This window comes from Streptomyces sp. NPDC048057 (assembly GCF_040653095.1).
Taxonomy (GTDB): domain Bacteria; phylum Actinomycetota; class Actinomycetes; order Streptomycetales; family Streptomycetaceae; genus Streptomyces.
This window is the reverse complement of record NZ_JBEZNF010000025.1, coordinates 79713-97254: the sequence shown is the minus strand read 5'-3', so window position 1 is coordinate 97254 and position 17542 is coordinate 79713. Positions and strand designations below refer to the sequence as shown.

Here is a 17542-nt window from a genome sequence, read left to right as displayed (position 1 = left end):
GGGGAACTCACCAGGAGAGGAGACTCACCAAGAGACGGGGAGGCTCTTCACCGCGAAGACGGATCCCTTGAGCCGGAGCGGCACCTCGTCCGTGGCGACGGCGAGGCGCAGATCGGGAAAGGCCCGCAGGAGAGCCGCGAGACCGGCGCGCAGTTCGACGCGGGCCAGGTTCTGGCCCAGACACTGGTGGATTCCGTAACCGAAGGCGACATGGCCCGAGGTGTCGCGGCCGACGTCCAGTTTCTCGGGGCAGGCGAATTTCGCGGGGTCGCGATTGGCCGCGGGCAGCGACACCGTCACGGTGTCGCCCTTCTTCACCTTCGCACCGTTGAGTTCGAGGTCTTCGAGGGCCGTTCGATAGGTGTGGTACTGGTTGACGGTGAGATAGCGCAGGAGTTCCTCGACGGCGGCGTCGAGTTTCGTCGGGTCGGCGCGGAGCTCCGTCAGTTGTTCCTGGTGGTGCAGGAGCGCGAAGACGCCGACGGACAGCGCGCTCTCCGTGGTCTCGTAGCCCGCGAACAGCAGCAGCACGACGATGTTGCACAGTTCTTCCGTCGTCAACTCGCCGTCGGCGGTGAGCCGGCTGAGGAGGTCGTCTCCGGGCTGCTTCCGCTTGCTCTCGATGACCTGGACGAAGAAGGAACCCGCCCTCTCGAAGGCGGCGGCGACCTCCTGCGGATCGGCGTCCGGGTCGTGCAGGAGCGTCGGCGCGTGCTCGAAGTGCTCGCGTTCGCCGTAGGGCAGCCCGACCAGTTCGCACAGCACCCTCAGGACCAGGGGCCGGGCGAAGGTCTCCACCAGGTCGGCGGGCGCCCCGTGGGCGCGCATGACGTCGATCTGCTCGGCGGCCACGGCCGCCACCCGCTCCGCCAGCCGGTTCGCCCGGCGGACGGTGAACTCCCCGGTCAGCAGGCGTCGGTAACGCGTGTGGTCGGGCGGGTCCATGTGGATGAACATCCCGGGAATCTTCGGGTGGTTCGGCACCAGCTGCCCCTGGTGGGTCACCGGGAAGTGCCCGATCTCCGTGCTGTGGCTGAACCTCGGGTCGCTGAGGACCTTGCGCACCACCTCGTGGCCGACGGCGAGCCAGCCCTCGTGCCCGTCGGGATACGTCATCCGCGCGAGCGGATTCGCGGCGCGCAGCGCGTCGAACACGGCGGGAGGGTCGAACGGATGGGTCCGCGCCCACGGCACCTCATAAGAAATCGCGTCGCTCATGGAATCCTTCCGCTCGGGTGACGTTTCGCATTCGCTGCGGCTCGCGAAAGTCTCGTCTTACGGGCGCGAACACGGGGTAGTGGACCAAGCAGCGGAATTCCACCGACGCGGGATGCGCACCGCGCGCAGGCTGCTCGAATCTCTATGGCAAGGCTAGACGAGCGGTGCCGACCCGGAATCCCCCAACCTGGTAGGGACCGATGGTGAAGTCGACACAGCCCGTGGCCCGTTGCTCGTGCAGGTGGAAGCGCGCGCCCGACGGCCGGATGGCGCAAAACGCTGTGCCGCACCCTCGTCGCGGCGGGGCTCTCGGCGGCGCCGGGAGACTACCCGCGTTGGTGATGGCCATGCCGTACCGGGTCGGAAAAAATGATCGGGCTTCGGATCTGCTGGGCGCCGGCGGAAAGGTCATTCCTTCATGACGACAGCTGCAATTCAGCGTGCGCTGACAGCCACCGAGAAAATCTATGCCGACGTGGAGATGTACGTGGGCTACACGGTGCGTACCGTCGGCCGGTTGGATCCGGACGCGCTGCGGACCGCCTACGCGGCGGTGTGCCGCGCGCATCCGCAGCTCGCCGCACGGCTCGAAGCCGACGACGGCGGGCTCGTGTTCGTGGCGTCCGACGCCCCGCCCGAGGTCCAGTTCAGCGCCGGGGATCCCGACCGCCCGCTGACCGGTGTGGAGTTGGACGAGTACCGGATGCTGAGCGCGCTCAACGTGGTGCGCGACGGTGCGGAGGCGAGCGTGACGCTGCTGACCCATCACAGCATCGCCGACGCCCATCACTCCATCGACCTGCTCTCCGCCCTGTGGGGCTGCTACACCGACGTCGTCCGGGGCGTGCCCGTGGACCTGCCGCGCCGGCCGTACCCGCGGTCCCTCGAAGACCTGTTGGCCGAGCGCGGCATCCACCGGGTCGCGGCCGACGGGGAGGACTCCTCGGCGCCGCTGCGGACGGTGACGGAACTGCCGGTCTCCGCACGGGTCGTGATGGTCCGACACGTGGTGCAGCACCGACTGACGTCGGCGCAGACGAAGGCGCTCGCGGAGCTGGGCCACCGTGAGCAGGTGACGCTCAACGGGCTCCTGTCGGGGGCGGTCCTCCTCGTCGAGGCCGAGATCCGGGGCCTTCCGATCTGTGAGCTGCTGTTCCGGTACACGGTGGACCTGCGCAACCGGCTGACTCCCCCGGTCGGCCCGACCGAGGGGACGAACGTCGTCGGCGGCGGCCTCTTCAAGGCGTCCGACGACGTCGGGCCCAGCGCCGTCGCCATCGGCCGGGCGCTCGGTCAGCGGCTGCGGGACGGCCTCGCCGACGGATCCATCCAGCGCAGCCTCCTGGACATGGTCACCCTGCCCGCGCCGCACGCCAAGCCGCAGCCGCAGGCCCCGGCCCCGGCGGTGGTCAGCGTGTCGAACTGGGGCGTCGTCCCGCCCCTGCGGACGCCCGACGGCCTGCGTCTGACCGCCTTCCAGTCCTCCTCGCGTCGGAAGGTGGCCCCGGGGGAACTCGCCGCCGTCGGCGGCTACGTGGCGACCACCTTCGACGGCCGCATCGGGATCGACCTGGCGTGGCCCGAGGGGGACCCGGAGCTGTCGGAGCGCTTGGACCGGCTGCGCGAGGGCCTGGACCGCCTCGTGTCCCGGTCCGTCTGACGTCAGGGCCGTACAGCCCCTGGACGTGAATGGACGTGAAGCTGCCGGAGCCCCCGACGTTAGGGCCTGTCTTGCGGATCAGGCCCTGGGGCTCCGGCAGACGTCTACCAGGTGACCGGCAGTCCGTGCACTCCGTAGGGGATGACCAGGTCGTCGCGCATCGGTACGTCCCCGGTGGGCACCGCCAGGCGCAGCGTCGGGAACCGGGCGAACAGGGCGGGGAAGGCCACGCGCATCTCGACGCGCGCGAGCTGCATCCCCAGGCACTGGTGCACGCCGTACCCGAACCCCAGGTGTCCCACCGCGTTGCGCCGTATGTCGAGCGTGTCCGGGTCGCCGAAGCGGGCCGGGTCGCGGTTGGCGGCCTGGACGGAGAACGCCACCGACTCCCCGGCCCTGATCACCTCGCCGGCCAGCTCGACGTCCTCCAGCGCCGCGCGGGAGCCGGTGTGCACCACGCTCATGAAGCGCATCAGTTCTTCGACGGCGCCGCCCGCGAGGTCCGGGCGCTCACGCAGGGTCGCCAGCTGGTCCGGGCGGTTCAGCAGCGCCCACGTGCCGAGGGCCAGCATGTTCGAGGTCGAGTCGACGCCCGCGTGCATCATGACCGCGCACAGGCCCACCAGTTCGTCGTCGCTGAGGTCGGACGAGGTCAGCTCGCTCAGCAGGTCGTCGCCGGGCGCGGCCCGCTTGGCCGCCAGCAGCTCGCGGAAGTAGTCCTGCATGTCGGCGTACGTCATCTCGACGTACGCCGCGACGTCCTCCGCCACGGCCGCGGCGTCGTCCGTCCCCCGTACCGGCGGGTGGAAGGTGGCGCGGTCCGCACGGGGCACGCCGAGCAGGGCGCAGACCATGAGCGTGGGGATCGGGCGGGCGAAGAACTCCATCAGGTCCAGCGGGCCGCCGTGGCGCTCCATGGCGTCCAGCTTCCCGGTGACGATCTCCTTCGCGCTGCCGGTGAGGCGGCGCATCCGTCGCATGGTGAACTTGCCCGCGAGGAGCTTGCGGTAGCGCGTGTGGTCCGGCGGGTCGATGTGCAGCATGTCGCCGGGTAGGGGCGGGAACCCCTGGCCGATGTCGGCCAGGGGCCAGTGCCTCCTGTCGTTGCGGTGGCTGAAGCGCGGGTCGGAGAGCAGGGCCCGCACCACCGCGTGACCGGTGGCCAGCCAGCCGACGTGACCGTTGGGGAACTCCATCCGGGTCAGCGGCGCCCCGTCCCGCAGCGCGGCGAGGCCCGGCGGCGGGTCGAAGGGGCAGCCGGCCGCGCGGGCGGTGGGCAGGCCCGTCGGTACGGCGGGCGTTTGCGTCATGTCGGCAGCCTCGGGAGCGATCAGTCGCGCGTCGCTTCGAGGAGCCAGATCGGCAGCAGCGTGGCGCCGCTGTCGTCGGTGTCGAGTTGCTCCCCTTCGAAGTCCTTGCGCAGGGGCTCGTCGAGGACGGTAGTCGTCAGGTGCTGGGCGCGCAGCGTGGTGATGGACCAGCCGGGGCCGCTGAAGGCGTCCCGGATGGTCGCCTCGGTGATCGGCTCGGGGCCGGCCGCGGCGCCCCGGGAGCACCACTGGAGCAGTCGCCCGCCGGGCCGCAGGACCCGCGCGACGGCGTCCGCGTAGGCGCGGCGCTGCTGGGGCCCGAAGCAGTGGAAGACCAGGCTGCTGGTGACGGTGTCGAACTGGCCGTCGTAGCCGTCCAGGCGCGTCGCGTTGCCGACGGCGAAGGTGACCTGGGCGCCCTTCTCGGCGGCGCGCGCCGTTGCCTTTTCGACCGCGGTGGGCGCGACGTCCAGACCGGTCACGCGATAGCCGCACTGGGCGAGGTGGATGGCGTTGTCACCGACGCCGCTGCCGATGTCGAGGACGTCTCCGGAGACGCGGCCGGCCCTTTCCAGTTCGACGAGGACGGGCTGCGGGCCACCGATGTCCCAGGGCATCCGCTCCAGCACCACGCCTTCCACCAGGGAGCTGGTCCGGTAAGCCCGTTCGTAGTCCAGGGTGGTCGCGTCGAAGTGCTGGTATGCGTTGTCGTCGGTCATCCGATCCGTCCCTGTTGTCGACGATTGGCTGGTGACATGTCCCAGGGTGGGACAGCGGCGGCCGGGGGGAGAATCCCTCAACCTGGTAATGTTTCCGCCCCCGAAATGCTCCCGGAATTCCGCGACGTTTGACCGCGGCGGAATTCCGCTTTTCCCTGGCGCGTCGCCGTACGACATTTCCGAAGCCGCTTTTCGAGACGTGCGTGTGCCGGGCCGGGCTGTCGGCGGGGGGATGCCTATGCGCCGGGGGCGTCCCAGGTCACGGGCAGGCCGTGCAGGCCGTACACGGCCATCTTCTCGCGCAGCGGAACCTCGCCGGCCGGGACGGCGAGGCGCAGCCCGGGCAGCCGTCGCAGCAGTTCGGGGAAGGCGATGACCATCTCGCTGCGGGCCAGTTGTTGGCCGATGCACTGGTGGATGCCGTGCCCGAAGGCGAGGTGGGTGCGGCGCGGGCGGCTCACGTCGAGGGCACCGGGTGCTTCGTACTGGCGCGGGTCCCGGTTCGCCTCGGACACCGAGATGACGACCAGGGACTCGGCCGGGATGGTGCACCCCGCGATCTCGACGTCCTCGGTGGTGGTGCGCAGCAGGCCGTGGTGGATGATGGACAGATAGCGCAGCAGTTCCTCGACGGCCCCGTCCATGAGGTCGGGGCGCTCCAGCAGGGCCCTGAACTGTTCGGGGTGTTCGAGGAGGGCGAAGGTGCCGAGGGACAGCATGTTCGCGGTCGTCTCGTGGCCGCCGACGAGCAGCAGGTTGGCCATGCCGACGACTTCTTCGTCCGTGAGCGCCGGTTCGGTGTCGGAGTGGATGAGCCCGGACAGCATGTCGTCGGTGGGGGTCGCGCGCTTGCGCTGGACCTGGCCGAGGATGAACTTGCGCAGTTCGTCGAGGGCGGTGAGCTGCTTCTCGAACGGGATGTCGAGGCTGAGCAGTTCCTCGGTGCGGGCCTGGAACTCGCCGCGTTCCTCATAGGCGACCCCGAGCAGTTCGCAGATCACCAGGGACGGCACCGCGAGGGCGAAGTCCTTGACGAGGTCGGCGCTGTTGCCGCCGGCGAGCATCGCGTCGATCTGCTCGGTGACGATCTCCAGGATCCGCGGTTCCAGCTGCCGCACCCGGCGCAGTGTGAACTGCCGGGTCAGCAGCTTGCGGTAGCGGGTGTGGTGGGGCGGGTCCAGGGCGATGAAGTTGCCCGCGACCGCCTCGTCCGCCATGAGCTGGGCGCGCAGCTCCGCCGGCAGCTTCACGACGAGCGGGTTGCGCATCCGGTCGGAGCTGAGCCGGGGGTCGGAGAGCAGCTTCCGGCTCTCCTCGTAGCCGGTGACGAGCCAGCCGGTCCCGCCGTCGGTCAGGGTGATCTGCCGCACCTCGCCCTGGTCGTGGTGGTCGCGGAGCAGTGGCGGCGGGTCGAACGGGCAGCTGCCGCGTTCGGTGAAGCCGGGTGGAAAGGGCAACCGGTAGACCGAAGGGGTGTCGTCGGCGGGCGGGATGGGCCCGGTGCCGGGCGCCGCGGTGGACGTGCTCATCGGTGATCCTCCTTGCACCTGCGGTGATTCAGGTCCGGCGCAGTGGTGCGAGCGCGTGCGTGCGGGCGATCACCTCGGTGAGCATCCGCTGGAGCACGGCGTCGTGGCGCTCGGCGGGGGTGAAGGTCTCGTACTGCTCGAAGTCGGTCAGCAGTGACAGGTTGACCTGCGTGTACACGGGTGAGAGCTGGACGGCTCCGGCGATGGAGCGCAGGTGCTCGACGGCCCGGACGCCGTTGGCGCTGGCGCCGTAGCCGACGAAACCGGCCGCCTTGTTGTTCCACTCGTTGTAGACGAAGTCGATGGCGTTCTTGAGCGCGGCGGGGATCGACCAGTTGTACTCGGGGGTGACGAAGACGAACCCGTCCAGCTCGGCGATCTTGGTGCTCCAGGCGCGGGTGTGGGCGTGCTCGTACGCGCCCATGCGCGGGGACCGTGGCTCGTCGAAGAGCGGCAGGTGGTAGTCGGCGAGGTCGACCAGCTCGAAGTCCGCGGCGCCGTGCGTGCGGGCGGCCTTCTCGACCCACTGGGCGACCTGTGGTCCGACGCGGCCAGGGCGGGTGGTTCCGAGGATGATCCCGATTCTGGTCAAGCGCGTCTCCCTGTCGCGGCGCGGGGGTGCGGGGCGCGTGCGCCCCTCGCCCCTGCGCTGAGGATGAAGGTGCCGAGCTACGGCCGGGCGGGCTCCGGCACGCCCACGTCGACGGGCCGGCCGGTGCGCGCCGACTCGTAGGCTGCCCGGATCAGCCGCAGCGTACGCACGACGGTCGCGCCGTCGGGACCGGTCCAGCGGCCCGTGCCGACCGCGTCGACGAAGGCCCCGAGCACGGCCGCGCAGGGGTCGGTCCCGCCGGTCGTCCACCGCTCGCGGGCGGTCGCGGAGTCGAAGCCGCCGAGCAGCTTGGGGCGGGCGGTGAACTCGACGCTCCCCCGTTCGCCGACGAAGGTCAGGGCGGGCCCGGCTTCGTCCCGGTGCCCCGGCGGGCTCCAGCTGCCGTCGAGGGCCGCGACGGTCCCGTTCGTGTAGCGCACGCTGACCAGGGCCGCGCTCTCGACGTCGGGATCGCCGCTGAGGACGCTGTTCGACTGGGCGTAGACCTGCGCCGCGGGCGCGCCGTCGAGCAGGGTGTCCACCAGGTCGAGCAGGACGGCCGCGTGGGTGCGCAGGGCGCCGCCGGCCGTCGGCTCGCCGGGGCCGACGTACGCCCCGTGGAGGGTGGTCAGCGGGCCGATGGCCGCGCCGTCGGCGAGCTGGCGGCGCACGGCCGCGAACGCCGGGCTGAAGCAGACCGGTGCGGCGACGGCCAGTCGCACCCCGGCGTCCGTGCAGGCGCGCGCCATGGCTTCGGCGTCGGCCTCCGTGGCCGCCAGCGGCTGCTCGCACAGCACGTGGGCCCCGATCGAGGCGGCCCGCTCGACCAGTTCCCGGCGGCGGGCGGCGTCGCTCGTGACGACCACGGCGTCGGGCCGCAGCGCGAACGCCGCGTCCCAGCTGTCCGCGTGGGCGACGCCGAGCCGCCGGGCCGTGGCCCGCCCGCGGGCCGGGTCGTCCGGCGGGCCTTCGGGGTCGGCGACGAGCAGGTCGACACCGGGTGCGTCGTGCAGCAGCCGGGCGTACGTCGCGGCGCGCTCGTGCGCGAACGAGAGGACGGCGACCTTCATGCGGCCTCCTTCACGGGCAGTTCCACGGCCCGGCCCGTCCAGGCGGATTCGGCGGCGGCCTGGGTGATGCGGACGGCGGCGAGCGCGTCGCGGGGGCCGAGCCGGGGCTCGGGGCCGCCCAGGAACGCCTGGGAGAACTCGCGGATCTCGGCGAGGAACGGCGACTCGCCGTGCGCGGCGAAGGCCGCGGCGTCACCGCCGAACACCTTGATCTCCTGGGGCCATTCGGAGTCGTGGACCGCCGTGCCGCCCGCGCCGGTGACGTGGTACGCGAAGCGGATGGGCGGCTGCGGGGTCGCCGTCCACCGGCTGACGACCCGGCTCAGGGCACCACCGGCGTGGGTGAGGACGGCGGTGCCGACCGCGAAGGCGCCCTCCGGGGCCGGTGCGGCGATGTCGCCCTGGTAGTGGGCGTGCACGCGCACGACGTCCCCGAAGATCCAGTGGGCGATGTCGACGCCGTGCAGCATCTGGTCGGTGAGGATGCCGCCCGACCGTGCGGAGGCGTGACCGGTCCAGGGCCGCGGGTGGTATCCGGCGACGTCGAACCTGGCGACCGCGCCCGCACCGATCCCGCCCGCCGCGACCAGCTCGTGGAGCCGGGCGAACGCCGGTGCGAAGCGTGCGTTGTGGGTCGGGCAGAGCCGCACCCCGGCCCGCTCCGCCGCGGCGACGATCTCCTCGGCCTCCTCGACACTGGCTGCGAGGGGCTTCTCGCACACCACGCCCACTCCGGCGGCGATGGCGGCCATGGCGATCTCGTGGTGGCTGCCGGTCGGCGAGCAGATGTCCACGACGTCCGCGCCGTCGAGCGCCTCGTCGAGGGTGTCGACGGCCCGCGCACCGAACTCACGTGCCAGGTCCGGTGCGCGACCGTCCTTGGAGTGGACGCGGACGGACGCTCCCGTCCTGGTCCAGGCGTCGAGGTGCAGCCGTGCGATCAGCCCTGCGCCGATCAGGGCCACCTCCAACTGCCGCGCGGTGTCACCGGCTCTTGTGTCCGTCAAGTGAGGTCCTCCGGGTGGAGTGCTGCCGTGGCGGCCCGACCGACGACGTCCGTCCGGGCACGGCCGCGACGCGCCTCGGGGCTGAAGTCCGCCCAGTCTTCCCCGCACCGACCTGCCGGGACCATCACCAGCGTGGGTAGTCTCCGTCCGCCCCGACCGCGCTCTGTCCAAGGCCGTGGGCTCCGCCGCTCCCTCCCGGAGCGGCGGAGCCCATGGCGCGGAGGTTCCTACCGTGCCCAGAGCACCCAGGTGTTGCCGTGCGGCGAGCACCACCACACCCTGCCCCACAGCGGCTCGCCGGTCCGGCCCTTGTCCTGGCAGCTTTCGTAGGTCGGGAGGTAGGCGACGATGTGGAACGGCATCGGCACCGAAGCCGCCGTCGCCGCGGCAGGGGCCGCCGTGGCGATGCCGGGTGAGGCGCCGAGGGTCAGCGCGGCGCCTGCAAGGGTGGCTCCCAGAGCCTTGGCTGTACGTCTGAACATGTGGAACTCCCTCGTCAGAAAGGAGACATGAACGGAGCGTGGAGCACGAGAGCCGCCCGGCCAGCGGCCCAGCAGGAAGCTAGCCATGACCACGGCGCTCGACAAGACGTCCACGCCGTCAAGACGTGCCGGCGGCTCGGCTGGAGCAGTTGTGTGAGCACGCTCCGGAACGACGATCTGATCCGCCAGCAGGTCGTCTGCGGACGGAGTTGCCGTCGTGCAGCAGCCCGGAGGGGACGGACATTGCCGGAGCCGGGCCGTGCGACTGTTGCCGTGGAGGCGCATGCTGCGGCCAGGACGGGGGTTGGCCGATGAAGAAGACAAGGTTCCGGACGGGTGCCGCTGCGGTGGGGCTCGTGCTGTTGTTCACCGTGGGGTGCAGCGGAGACGGCGATGGCGACGGTGGTGGCGATGCCGTACGGATCGAGGTCGACAAGGTCGTGGCGCTGGCCGACGAGTCGGTGCGGATCGAGGTCACCGGTCTGGACGCGGGTCAGGAAGTGACGGTCACGTCGCGGGCCACGGACCACGCGGGGACGTCGTGGTCGGGGCGGGCCGCCTTCGCGGCGGACGAGGCGGGGGCGGTGGACCTGACGCGGGCACGGCCGCGGTCGGGGACGTACGAGAAGGCCGACGGCATGGGGCTGTTCTGGTCGATGAACGCGCAGAAGGCACCGGCGGACGAGGCGTGGTTCTACGCGACGTGGCCGGAGGACCGACGGGCGTACGAGGTGCACCTGGCGGTCGAGGTCGACGGGAAGCAGGTCGCGGCCGAGCGGCTGACCCGTACGTGGATGAGCAAGGGCGTCGTGCACCGGCCGTTGACCGCGGCGAAGGACGGGGTCGTCGGCACGCTGTACCAGCCGGCTCCCGGAGCCCCGCGCCGCCCGCCGGTGCTCAGCTTCGGCGGCTCGGAGGGCGGACCGGGCGACAAGCACGCCGCCGCCCTGTTGGCCTCCCGCGGGCACCCCGTGCTCGCCCTGTGCTACTTCGGCTGCCCCGAGCGCCCCGAGAACCTGGAGCGGATCGAGCTGGAGTACTTCGCCGACGCGGCGCGGCTGCTGCACCGCGAAGCCGGCGCCGGTGCGCAGCGGCCGTCCGTCATCGGCAATTCGCGCGGCTCCGAGGCCGCGCAGCTCCTCGCCCACCACCACCCGGACCTGGTGCGGGACGTCGTCCTCTACGCCCCCAGCCGCGACACGAACCCGGGCATTCCCGACCCGAAGGTGCCGGCCTGGACGAAGGACGGCGAGCCGATCGAGCTCAAGCCCATCCCCCTCGACCGGGTACGGGGCACGGTCCTCGCGATCGGGGGCGGGAAGGACGGGCTGTGGCCGGCGGGGCCGTCGACGACCGCGATCGGCGAGCAGCGCGGCGCCTCGGGCCAGCAGCACCGGGCCCTGCTCTACCCGGATGCCGGGCACGGCGTCGGCACGTATCCGCACACCGCCGCGGGCTTGCGCAACAAGCACCACCTGACGGGCCAGGACGTGGACATGGGCGGCACCCGGGCCGCCGCCCAGCAGGCGCGGTCCGACAGCTGGCCCCAGGTCCTGGAACTGCTCCAGGACTGAGGAACCGCCCCCGCGTCGTGCTGCGGGGGCGGCGGGTCACCCGGTCAACGGCGCCGCCGGGGCTTCGGTGTCACCCGGCCTTCGGATCAGAGGAAGTTGAGCTTCCAACTGTCGATGTAGCGCCACGGGTTGGTCTCCTCGCCCCGCACCCTCAGCTTCCACGTGCCGTTGGCGGTCTCGCTGGACGCGTCGACGCCGGTGCTGGAGATGGTGGGACCGTTCTCAAGGGCCAGGTTGTTCACGAGCGGGTAGGTGCTGCCGTCCGGCGCCACCAGTTCCATCAACACATAGGCAGCGGCGACGTTCACATCGACGACGAGGATGTTGGAGGCCTTTCCGGGGACCCCGGTGACGGTGATCGGGGACTCGGCCACGGCGGGGCCGGCCGGGATGGGGTAGTCGGTGGTGTTCTCGAAGGTGGGACCGACCGGCCTCGGTGAACCGCCGGGCCGCGTGCCGACGTTGACGGCGCCCCAGGCGTCCGCGACCCGGTGGTGCGTCGAGGAGGACGCCCCGTAGAGGTCGGCCGCGGCCGCGAGGGTGGCGGCGCGCGCCCCGGCGTAGTCGGTCCTGGAGGTCATGTAGACGGTGAGGGCGCGGTACCAGATCCGCTCGACGGCGGAGCGGCCGATGGGAGTGACAGGCTGTCCGTCGTGGGTGGGGCTGTCGTAGGCGACCCCGTTGACGGTCTTGGCGCCGCTGCCCTCCGAGAGGAGGTAGAACCAGTGCATGGCCGGGCCGCCCACGTAGTACCCGTTGCCGCTGGAGGAGATGCGCGGGTGCCAGTAGTCCGTGCCCCTGATGTTCTTCGAGGGCCGGTCCATCTGGCGGTGCCGTGCGTTGAGGCCGCCTATGTCGACGTTCTCGCCGGTCAGGTAGTCGCCGGGGTCGCGGGAGTTGTCCGCGTGGAACTCGACGGCGGCGGCGAAGATGTCCATGGTCGCCCCCCAGAGCCCGGCTGACTCGCCGGAGTAGAACTTCGTGGTGTTGTTGATGAGTCCGGTGCCCAGCGCGTTGGCCGCCATGTCGATGGAGGTGTACGGAGTGGTGCCGCCGGGGCCGTAGATCACGCAGAAGCAGGAGTCCCACCAGTAGGCGCCGCGGCCGTGGACCGAGTCGTGCACCTTGCTGGAACCGCCGTCGCCGTCGTTGCGCACGCCGTAGCGCTGGTGCACCTCGGCGAAGTAGTCCCAGGTCACCTGGGCCCCGTAGGCGGCGTCAGCCGCGTCGGTCTGCCGGTTCGCCGAGGTGCCGTCGCCCCAGACGTTGTCCGTGCCGGTGACGAGGCGGCCACCGTAGCCGTAGCCGCCGGAGCCGTTCAGGAGGTCGTACGTCCGGTGCCCGCCCCGGGCGCTGTCGGTCATGTTGTACAGGGAGCCGTAGCGGGAGGTGCCCAGCTGCACGTCGCCGCTGTAGCGGGTGCGGCCGGTCCCGAGCGCGTCGGTCCTGGCCCCCTTCGCCTCGGCCTCCTTTGCCTCGGCCGGCTTCGCCTTGGCCGGCTGGCGGGCGGAACCGGCCTCCCGGGTGTCGGCGCTGGTGCCGGCGGCGTTCACCACCGCTTCGCGGCGGTGCAGTTCGACACCGGTGGTTGCGTCAGTGACGACGTGGAGTTCGCTGGGCATGCCGTCGGGCTGGGTGCCCTTGACGACGGTCTCCCAGGCCAGGACGGGACGGCCGCCGGCCGGCGCCCAGAGGACCTTGCGGGGGGCCTGGCCGAGCGCCGCGCCCTTGGTGCCCACCGCCTTCGCCCTCCCCAGTGAGAACGCGCGGGCCGATGCCGCGGTCCGGGCCGGGCTGGTGCCGGGGACGGCGATCCGGGCCTCGGTGGCCTTCGTCGCGCCCTTCATCCGGCCGGACGGGGCGGTGTGCACGACCAGGTCACCGCCGAGGACGGGTAACCCGTCGTAGGTGCGTTCGTAACGGGTGTGCAGGGTGCCGTCGGCGTCCTTGAGGACGCTGCGCGGCACGAGCTGCTCCTTGGCTCCCAACCCGAGCGCGCTCCCGGTGGCGGCGCGGGCCGCGGTGGCGTCCGCGAGGAGCTTGGCCTGTTCGGCCGGGCTGATGCGCACGGGCAGCGCGCCTGCCCGGGGAGACGCGGCGGACGCGGCAGGTGCGTCGGTCGCGGAAGGTGCGGCTCCCGCGGTGGCCGGCGGCAGGACCACCGCGAACAGGGCGATACCGGTGAGCAGGGCCGTGGCTGCTGATGCTCTACGAGGAAGTGGCGTCATCTGAACTCCTCTGCGTCGGCCGTGGGTCACGGCCGTGACGGGGCCCGTCGGCGAGGTTCCCGACGGCGGGATGTCCGGTGCCTGTGCGGGCCCTTCGGGAGGGCTCACGAGGGGGGGTGTCCTCGTGATGCGCGATTGACGGGATGTCTGCCGAAGAGCCACCGGCAGCGTGACACCCGAGGTACTCATGTGACAGAAGTGATCAGTGAATTGGCCGTAACTCACCCTCCATCACCAGAGCACGGACGGCATCGACGTCGACCAGACCGTGCAGGCCGGCAAGGACGGGTTCCAGCTCAACTCCGCCGGCGGCCCGACGGCGCCCCTCCGGCGTCGTCCACGGCGGCGGCTATCACGTCGCGCTCGTCGCCCGTGATGGCCGAATACACGAGATGGCCCTGAAGACGCCGGACGGCCCCGTGACCGTCATGGCGTGAGACCGATCTCCCCGCCACCGGTGACGGCCCGGGGGCGCCCGTCATGGTGCCGGCGCCTCGGGTCCGGCGCTCGTCGGGACCTCCGGGCGGGGGTCGGCGTCGGGGGCGGCGGGAGCGGCGGGCGCGTTCTCGGGGAGTGTGAACCAGCGCCGGAGTCCGGTGTCGTACAGATGGGCGGGCCGGCCCTCGATGCCGCTCGTGCGGAACGGCACTCCGCCGTCGTCGATCCGCACGGTCCCGGAGCGGTCGCCGGTGCTCCACTCCAACTCCAGGTACCAGTCGCAGTCGCACGTCACCGTACGTCCGGTGACCATCAGGACCTCGGGGTCCCGGATCGAGATCCGGTAGGGCAGGGACACCGCGGGGATCTCCACGCCGGAGTCGTTGCCGGGTACGGAACGGGCCACCGGGCGGGCGGCGTCGAGGTCGACGTCGAAGCTGCGGGGCGTCATCGTGCCCCCGCAGCCCATGCCCATCCCGTAGACGTTGCCGCGGTGCGGGGGACGCTGGGCGGCCATCCGCACCCGGAGCGCCTGGATCACCACCGCCTGCTCACTGCGGCCCTGGAGGGTCAGCCTGATCAGGGTGTCGCCGCCGTGCACCGCGCCCAGGGAGCGGGCCCACGGCTCGGCGTCGGACACGGAAGGGGGCGGGGGGACCGCTGACGGCGGGCGGTCGACGACGTAGGAGTGGTTGCAGCCGCCCGTCCAGAGGTGGTCGTCGACGTTCCAGGTGAACGGCACGACACCGCTTCGGGACTTGGCGGCCCCCGTGGACTCCGAGGGTGCGGTACGGGAGCCGGTGCGGCTCGGGCCCCCGGGGTCCGAGGCGCCGGTCGGCCGGCCGGAAGCGGACGCGCGGGGCGTGGCGGACGGGCCGGGCGTGGGGCCGGAGGCGAACGCCGAGGGGGCCGCGGCGCCCGCGTACCGCGGGGTGGGGACGTGCCCCGGGCCGCCCGCGCCTTCCAAGGAGGACGGCGCGAGTTCGAACGGCGGCAGGACGAGGAGGGTCAGCACGGTCGCGGCGGCGACCAGTCCGGCGGCACGGGCGACGCGACGCCGCTGCGGCGGCCCTGGCGCGGGTGGGTGCTCATCCCGAACGGGTACGGGGACGGCGCCGGGGCCCGGCTCCGCCTCCCGCTCTGGTTCCGGATCCGGCGCTGGCTCCGGATCCGGCGCTGGTTCCGGCTTCCCGGTCGTGCTCCGCTCCTGCGCCCCGGCCGCCGCACTCGTCTGACGTCTGCGGCGCTCTCCGTCCGCCAGCACCCAGAGGCGGTGCAGCGAGACGAGGTCCTCGCCCCGACAGCCGCACAGCCGTGCCAGCCGCTCCACGGGGGTGAACTCCAGCGGCACGATGTGACCGGAGCAGTAGCGGTGGAGGGTCGATGCGCTGACGCCCACCCGACGGGCCAGAGCGCCGTAGCTGTGCCCCGACGCCTCCCGCAGCTCCCGCAGTCGACGGGCGAATGCCTCGGTCTCCGACTCTAACGTGCTCAACCGTTCCAGCCCCCCGGCGTTGCGGGGCGGCGTTCCACCCCTGTCGGATATTCCCACGTGAATGGGGGTGGAATGGTTCCACCGTTCCACCAGCGGACGGAACGCTTGTCGCCGTTCGCCGGCGCTGCCGAAGCTGTTGATCGTCACATCGACCACTCAGCAGGGGGAAGCGACTCATGAAGAAGGTTCGCATCGCCGCCGTGGCACTGGCCGCCGCGGCGTGCCTCGTCGGAGGCGTCACGTCCGCCCAAGCGGCTCCGGTCGGGGCCGGAGCAGCCTCGGCGAGCACGCTCGTCGTGCCCGAGGTGAGGACGTTCACCGGCACCGGCATGGGCGTCTCGCAGGTCCAGGCGGTGGACAGCGCGGTCCGGTTCACCTACACGATCGCCCAGGGGTACGGCTGGCAGGCGAACCAGTGCTACGTGCACTCCACCAGCGTCAGGTCGATCGGCGGCGGCTTGTACTCCGCGGTCGCCAACTTGTTCTGCCAGCGCTGAGCCACGCCGCTTCCACCGATCCCACTGTCTCAGCCGTTCCGGCTGCCGCAGCTGCTCCAACAGAAAAGGAACACCGACATGACCTCGATCCTCGCCCGAACTGGCGTTGCCCTGGCGATCGCGGGCCTCGCCGCGTTCACACCGACCGTCGCGCAGGCCGACGTCAGCGTCCAGGAGACGCAGGCGTTCACGGGCTCCTCGTACGAGCAGAGCTCCGGCAAGGCGAAGCGGGAAGCCGAGGCCCAGGCCCGTCGCTACGCCCTGCTCAGCGGATACAACAACGACCAGTGCATCCTGCTCTACTCGTACTCCGACGGGGCCGGGTTCGGCTGGTGGTACGGCTACGCCGGCATCAGGTGCACCCGTTGACCCGCATGCGGTGACGCCGTCCGCGGGACGGTGCCGAGGACCCCTTCCGATCGTGCAGATCGGACGGGGTCCTCCCGTCATGCGGGTCGCTTCCAGCAGGCCACCAGCACCGCCGCCGCGGCCGTGAGCCCGGCCGCTGTCAGGGCCAGGGAGGCGGAGTGGCGGTCCACGACGACTCCGCCGAGCAGCGCTCCGAGCGAGATGGTGGCCTGGAACGAGGCGGTGAACAGGACGGACGCCGCTTCCGGCGCGGCGGGCGCGGCACGGGCGAAGGAGGCGCTGGAGCAGACCGGAACGGCTCCGTACGCAAGGCCCCACAGGGCCAACAGGCCCAGCGCGCCGACCGTCGAACCCCCCAGTGCCGGCAGCGACAGCGTGGCGAGCGAGAGCAGGGCCGCGGCGGCGGCGAACGCGGCCCGGGGGCTGCGCCCCACGGCCGCCGCGCCGAGGAAGGTGCCCGCCGTGCCCGCGGCGCCGAAGACGAGCAGGGCGACGGTGATCAGGTCGGGTCCCGCTCGGGTGACCTGCTCCAGGAACGGGGTGACGTAGGTGTACGCGCCGAAGTGGGCCAGCACCAGGAGGAACGTCAGCGCGAGGGCGACACCGGCTCCGGGCCCGCGCAGCGCGGCGCGCAGGACGGCCGGCCTCGTGGTGGCGGAGGCGGGCAGCGCGGGCACCGTGAGGACCAGCAGCGCACACGTCGCCAGGGTGAATCCGCCCATGGCGGCGAAGGCCGTTCGCCAGCCCGCGGTGTCGCCGATGAGGGTGCCCAGCGGGACGCCGAGCACGGACCCCACGGGCACGGCGGCGAAGATGACCGCCGTCGCCCGGCCCGCCGTCCGCGCGGGCACCAACCGGCGGGCCAGCCCGGCGCCGACCGACCAGAAGCCGCCGATCGTGATCCCCACCAGCACCCGGGACACCAGGACCAGCCAGTAGCTCGTCGCGGCAGCGGCCAGGAAGTTGGCGAGCGCCAGCAGCAGGAGGAAGGCCGCCAGCATCCGCCGCCGGTCGAACCGGGACGTGGCCACGGTGACCAGCGGCGCGGCGACCGCGGCGACGAAGCCCGGCAGCGTCATCGTCAGGCCCGCCGTGCCGTCGGAGACGGCGTACGCGTCACCGATCGAGGTGAGAAGGCCGATCGGCAGGATCTCCGTGGTGACGATGGAGAAGATCCCGAAGGCCACCGCCACGACGGCGGGCCAGGACCCCCGCGCCGGTGGGGGCGCCAGCGCGCCGAGCCCGCTGGTGGCGCCGGCGGGGGAAGGAGTGTTGACCGCGGACATGAGCCCCGTCCTGCTGTGGTGTCGGGTGGACGACCACCAGTGCAGCAACGACGGCTGCGGCACTCCGG

The 17542-nt window shown here is 72.1% G+C and carries 15 protein-coding genes; 4 read left to right on the top strand and 11 right to left on the bottom strand.

Features of this window, described 5'->3' with window-relative positions; all coding sequences use genetic code 11:
- Positions 1 to 24: 24 nt before the first annotated feature.
- Positions 25 to 1218 (bottom strand): cytochrome P450, encoded by a 1194-nt coding sequence (locus AB0E05_RS27285; protein ID WP_361968096.1) that lies wholly within the window; start codon positions 1216 to 1218, stop codon positions 25 to 27.
- A gap of 418 nt (positions 1219 to 1636) precedes the next feature.
- On the opposite strand from AB0E05_RS27285, the gene AB0E05_RS27280 reads away from it, so the two are divergent.
- Positions 1637 to 2878, top strand: coding sequence for a hypothetical protein (locus AB0E05_RS27280; RefSeq protein ID WP_361968094.1), 1242 nt, complete (start codon positions 1637 to 1639; stop codon positions 2876 to 2878).
- Between the two features lie 104 nt (positions 2879 to 2982).
- On the opposite strand, the gene AB0E05_RS27275 is transcribed toward AB0E05_RS27280, so the two are convergent.
- The 7 genes from AB0E05_RS27275 to AB0E05_RS27245 all read right to left on the bottom strand — a co-directional run bounded on the left by AB0E05_RS27275 (position 2983) and on the right by AB0E05_RS27245 (position 9587).
- Entirely contained in the window at positions 2983 to 4188 is a 1206-nt protein-coding gene (locus AB0E05_RS27275; protein ID WP_361968092.1) for a cytochrome P450, read from the bottom strand.
- Between the two features lie 20 nt (positions 4189 to 4208).
- Positions 4209 to 4907 carry a class I SAM-dependent methyltransferase gene (locus tag AB0E05_RS27270; protein WP_361968090.1) on the bottom strand — a complete coding sequence of 233 codons (699 nt, stop codon included), beginning with the start codon at positions 4905 to 4907 and terminating at the stop codon, positions 4209 to 4211.
- A gap of 236 nt (positions 4908 to 5143) precedes the next feature.
- Positions 5144 to 6436, bottom strand: a complete 1293-nt coding sequence (locus AB0E05_RS27265) for a cytochrome P450 (protein ID WP_361968088.1) — start codon at positions 6434 to 6436, stop codon at positions 5144 to 5146.
- A gap of 28 nt (positions 6437 to 6464) precedes the next feature.
- Positions 6465 to 7028, bottom strand: a complete 564-nt coding sequence (locus AB0E05_RS27260) for an NAD(P)H-dependent oxidoreductase (RefSeq protein WP_361968086.1) — start codon at positions 7026 to 7028, stop codon at positions 6465 to 6467.
- A gap of 77 nt (positions 7029 to 7105) precedes the next feature.
- On the bottom strand, positions 7106 to 8098 hold the full coding sequence (locus tag AB0E05_RS27255) for a Gfo/Idh/MocA family oxidoreductase (protein WP_361968084.1): 993 nt from the start codon (positions 8096 to 8098) through the stop codon (positions 7106 to 7108).
- Positions 8095 to 9105, bottom strand: coding sequence for a Gfo/Idh/MocA family oxidoreductase (locus AB0E05_RS27250; protein WP_361968082.1), 1011 nt, complete (start codon positions 9103 to 9105; stop codon positions 8095 to 8097). The genes AB0E05_RS27255 and AB0E05_RS27250 overlap by 4 nt, the downstream gene beginning before the upstream one ends.
- Positions 9106 to 9332: 227 nt before the next feature.
- Positions 9333 to 9587 carry a hypothetical protein gene (locus tag AB0E05_RS27245; RefSeq protein ID WP_361968080.1) on the bottom strand — a complete coding sequence of 85 codons (255 nt, stop codon included), beginning with the start codon at positions 9585 to 9587 and terminating at the stop codon, positions 9333 to 9335.
- Positions 9588 to 9898: 311 nt separating this feature from the next.
- Here AB0E05_RS27245 and AB0E05_RS27240 point away from each other — a divergent pair, with 311 nt between their 5' ends.
- On the top strand, positions 9899 to 11161 hold the full coding sequence (locus AB0E05_RS27240) for an acyl-CoA thioesterase/bile acid-CoA:amino acid N-acyltransferase family protein (protein ID WP_361968078.1): 1263 nt from the start codon (positions 9899 to 9901) through the stop codon (positions 11159 to 11161).
- Between the two features lie 86 nt (positions 11162 to 11247).
- On the opposite strand, the gene AB0E05_RS27235 is transcribed toward AB0E05_RS27240, so the two are convergent.
- Positions 11248 to 13389 (bottom strand): M4 family metallopeptidase, encoded by a 2142-nt coding sequence (locus AB0E05_RS27235; protein ID WP_361968076.1) that lies wholly within the window; start codon positions 13387 to 13389, stop codon positions 11248 to 11250.
- A gap of 478 nt (positions 13390 to 13867) precedes the next feature.
- The gene (locus AB0E05_RS27230; RefSeq protein ID WP_361968074.1) at positions 13868 to 15322 is read right to left on the bottom strand and encodes a helix-turn-helix transcriptional regulator; all 1455 of its coding nucleotides are present in this window, start codon (positions 15320 to 15322) and stop codon (positions 13868 to 13870) included.
- A 176-nt stretch (positions 15323 to 15498) separates the two neighbouring features.
- Here AB0E05_RS27230 and AB0E05_RS27225 point away from each other — a divergent pair, with 176 nt between their 5' ends.
- Together AB0E05_RS27225 and AB0E05_RS27220 are read left to right on the top strand one after the other, a co-directional pair.
- Positions 15499 to 15819 (top strand): hypothetical protein, encoded by a 321-nt coding sequence (locus AB0E05_RS27225; RefSeq protein WP_361968072.1) that lies wholly within the window; start codon positions 15499 to 15501, stop codon positions 15817 to 15819.
- Between the two features lie 78 nt (positions 15820 to 15897).
- The gene (locus AB0E05_RS27220; protein WP_361968070.1) at positions 15898 to 16188 is read left to right on the top strand and encodes a hypothetical protein; all 291 of its coding nucleotides are present in this window, start codon (positions 15898 to 15900) and stop codon (positions 16186 to 16188) included.
- 77 nt (positions 16189 to 16265) lie between these two features.
- Here the strand turns inward: AB0E05_RS27220 and AB0E05_RS27215 are convergent, their stop codons facing one another.
- A complete protein-coding gene (locus tag AB0E05_RS27215) occupies positions 16266 to 17474 on the bottom strand; it encodes an MFS transporter (protein WP_361968068.1) in 1209 nt (402 codons plus the stop codon).
- Between the last annotated feature and the right edge of the window lie 68 nt (positions 17475 to 17542).

Coding starts and splice junctions, on each gene's coding strand:
- AB0E05_RS27245 (WP_361968080.1), bottom strand. CDS start 9,587: ATGTTCAGACGTACAGCCAAGGCTCTGGGAGCCACCCTTGCAGGCGCC.
- AB0E05_RS27220 (WP_361968070.1), top strand. CDS start 15,898: ATGACCTCGATCCTCGCCCGAACTGGCGTTGCCCTGGCGATCGCGGGC.
- AB0E05_RS27235 (WP_361968076.1), bottom strand. CDS start 13,389: ATGACGCCACTTCCTCGTAGAGCATCAGCAGCCACGGCCCTGCTCACC.
- AB0E05_RS27215 (WP_361968068.1), bottom strand. CDS start 17,474: ATGTCCGCGGTCAACACTCCTTCCCCCGCCGGCGCCACCAGCGGGCTC.
- AB0E05_RS27265 (WP_361968088.1), bottom strand. CDS start 6,436: ATGAGCACGTCCACCGCGGCGCCCGGCACCGGGCCCATCCCGCCCGCC.
- AB0E05_RS27270 (WP_361968090.1), bottom strand. CDS start 4,907: ATGACCGACGACAACGCATACCAGCACTTCGACGCGACCACCCTGGAC.
- AB0E05_RS27240 (WP_361968078.1), top strand. CDS start 9,899: ATGAAGAAGACAAGGTTCCGGACGGGTGCCGCTGCGGTGGGGCTCGTG.
- AB0E05_RS27255 (WP_361968084.1), bottom strand. CDS start 8,098: ATGAAGGTCGCCGTCCTCTCGTTCGCGCACGAGCGCGCCGCGACGTAC.
- AB0E05_RS27285 (WP_361968096.1), bottom strand. CDS start 1,218: ATGAGCGACGCGATTTCTTATGAGGTGCCGTGGGCGCGGACCCATCCG.
- AB0E05_RS27275 (WP_361968092.1), bottom strand. CDS start 4,188: ATGACGCAAACGCCCGCCGTACCGACGGGCCTGCCCACCGCCCGCGCG.
- AB0E05_RS27225 (WP_361968072.1), top strand. CDS start 15,499: ATGAAGAAGGTTCGCATCGCCGCCGTGGCACTGGCCGCCGCGGCGTGC.
- AB0E05_RS27280 (WP_361968094.1), top strand. CDS start 1,637: ATGACGACAGCTGCAATTCAGCGTGCGCTGACAGCCACCGAGAAAATC.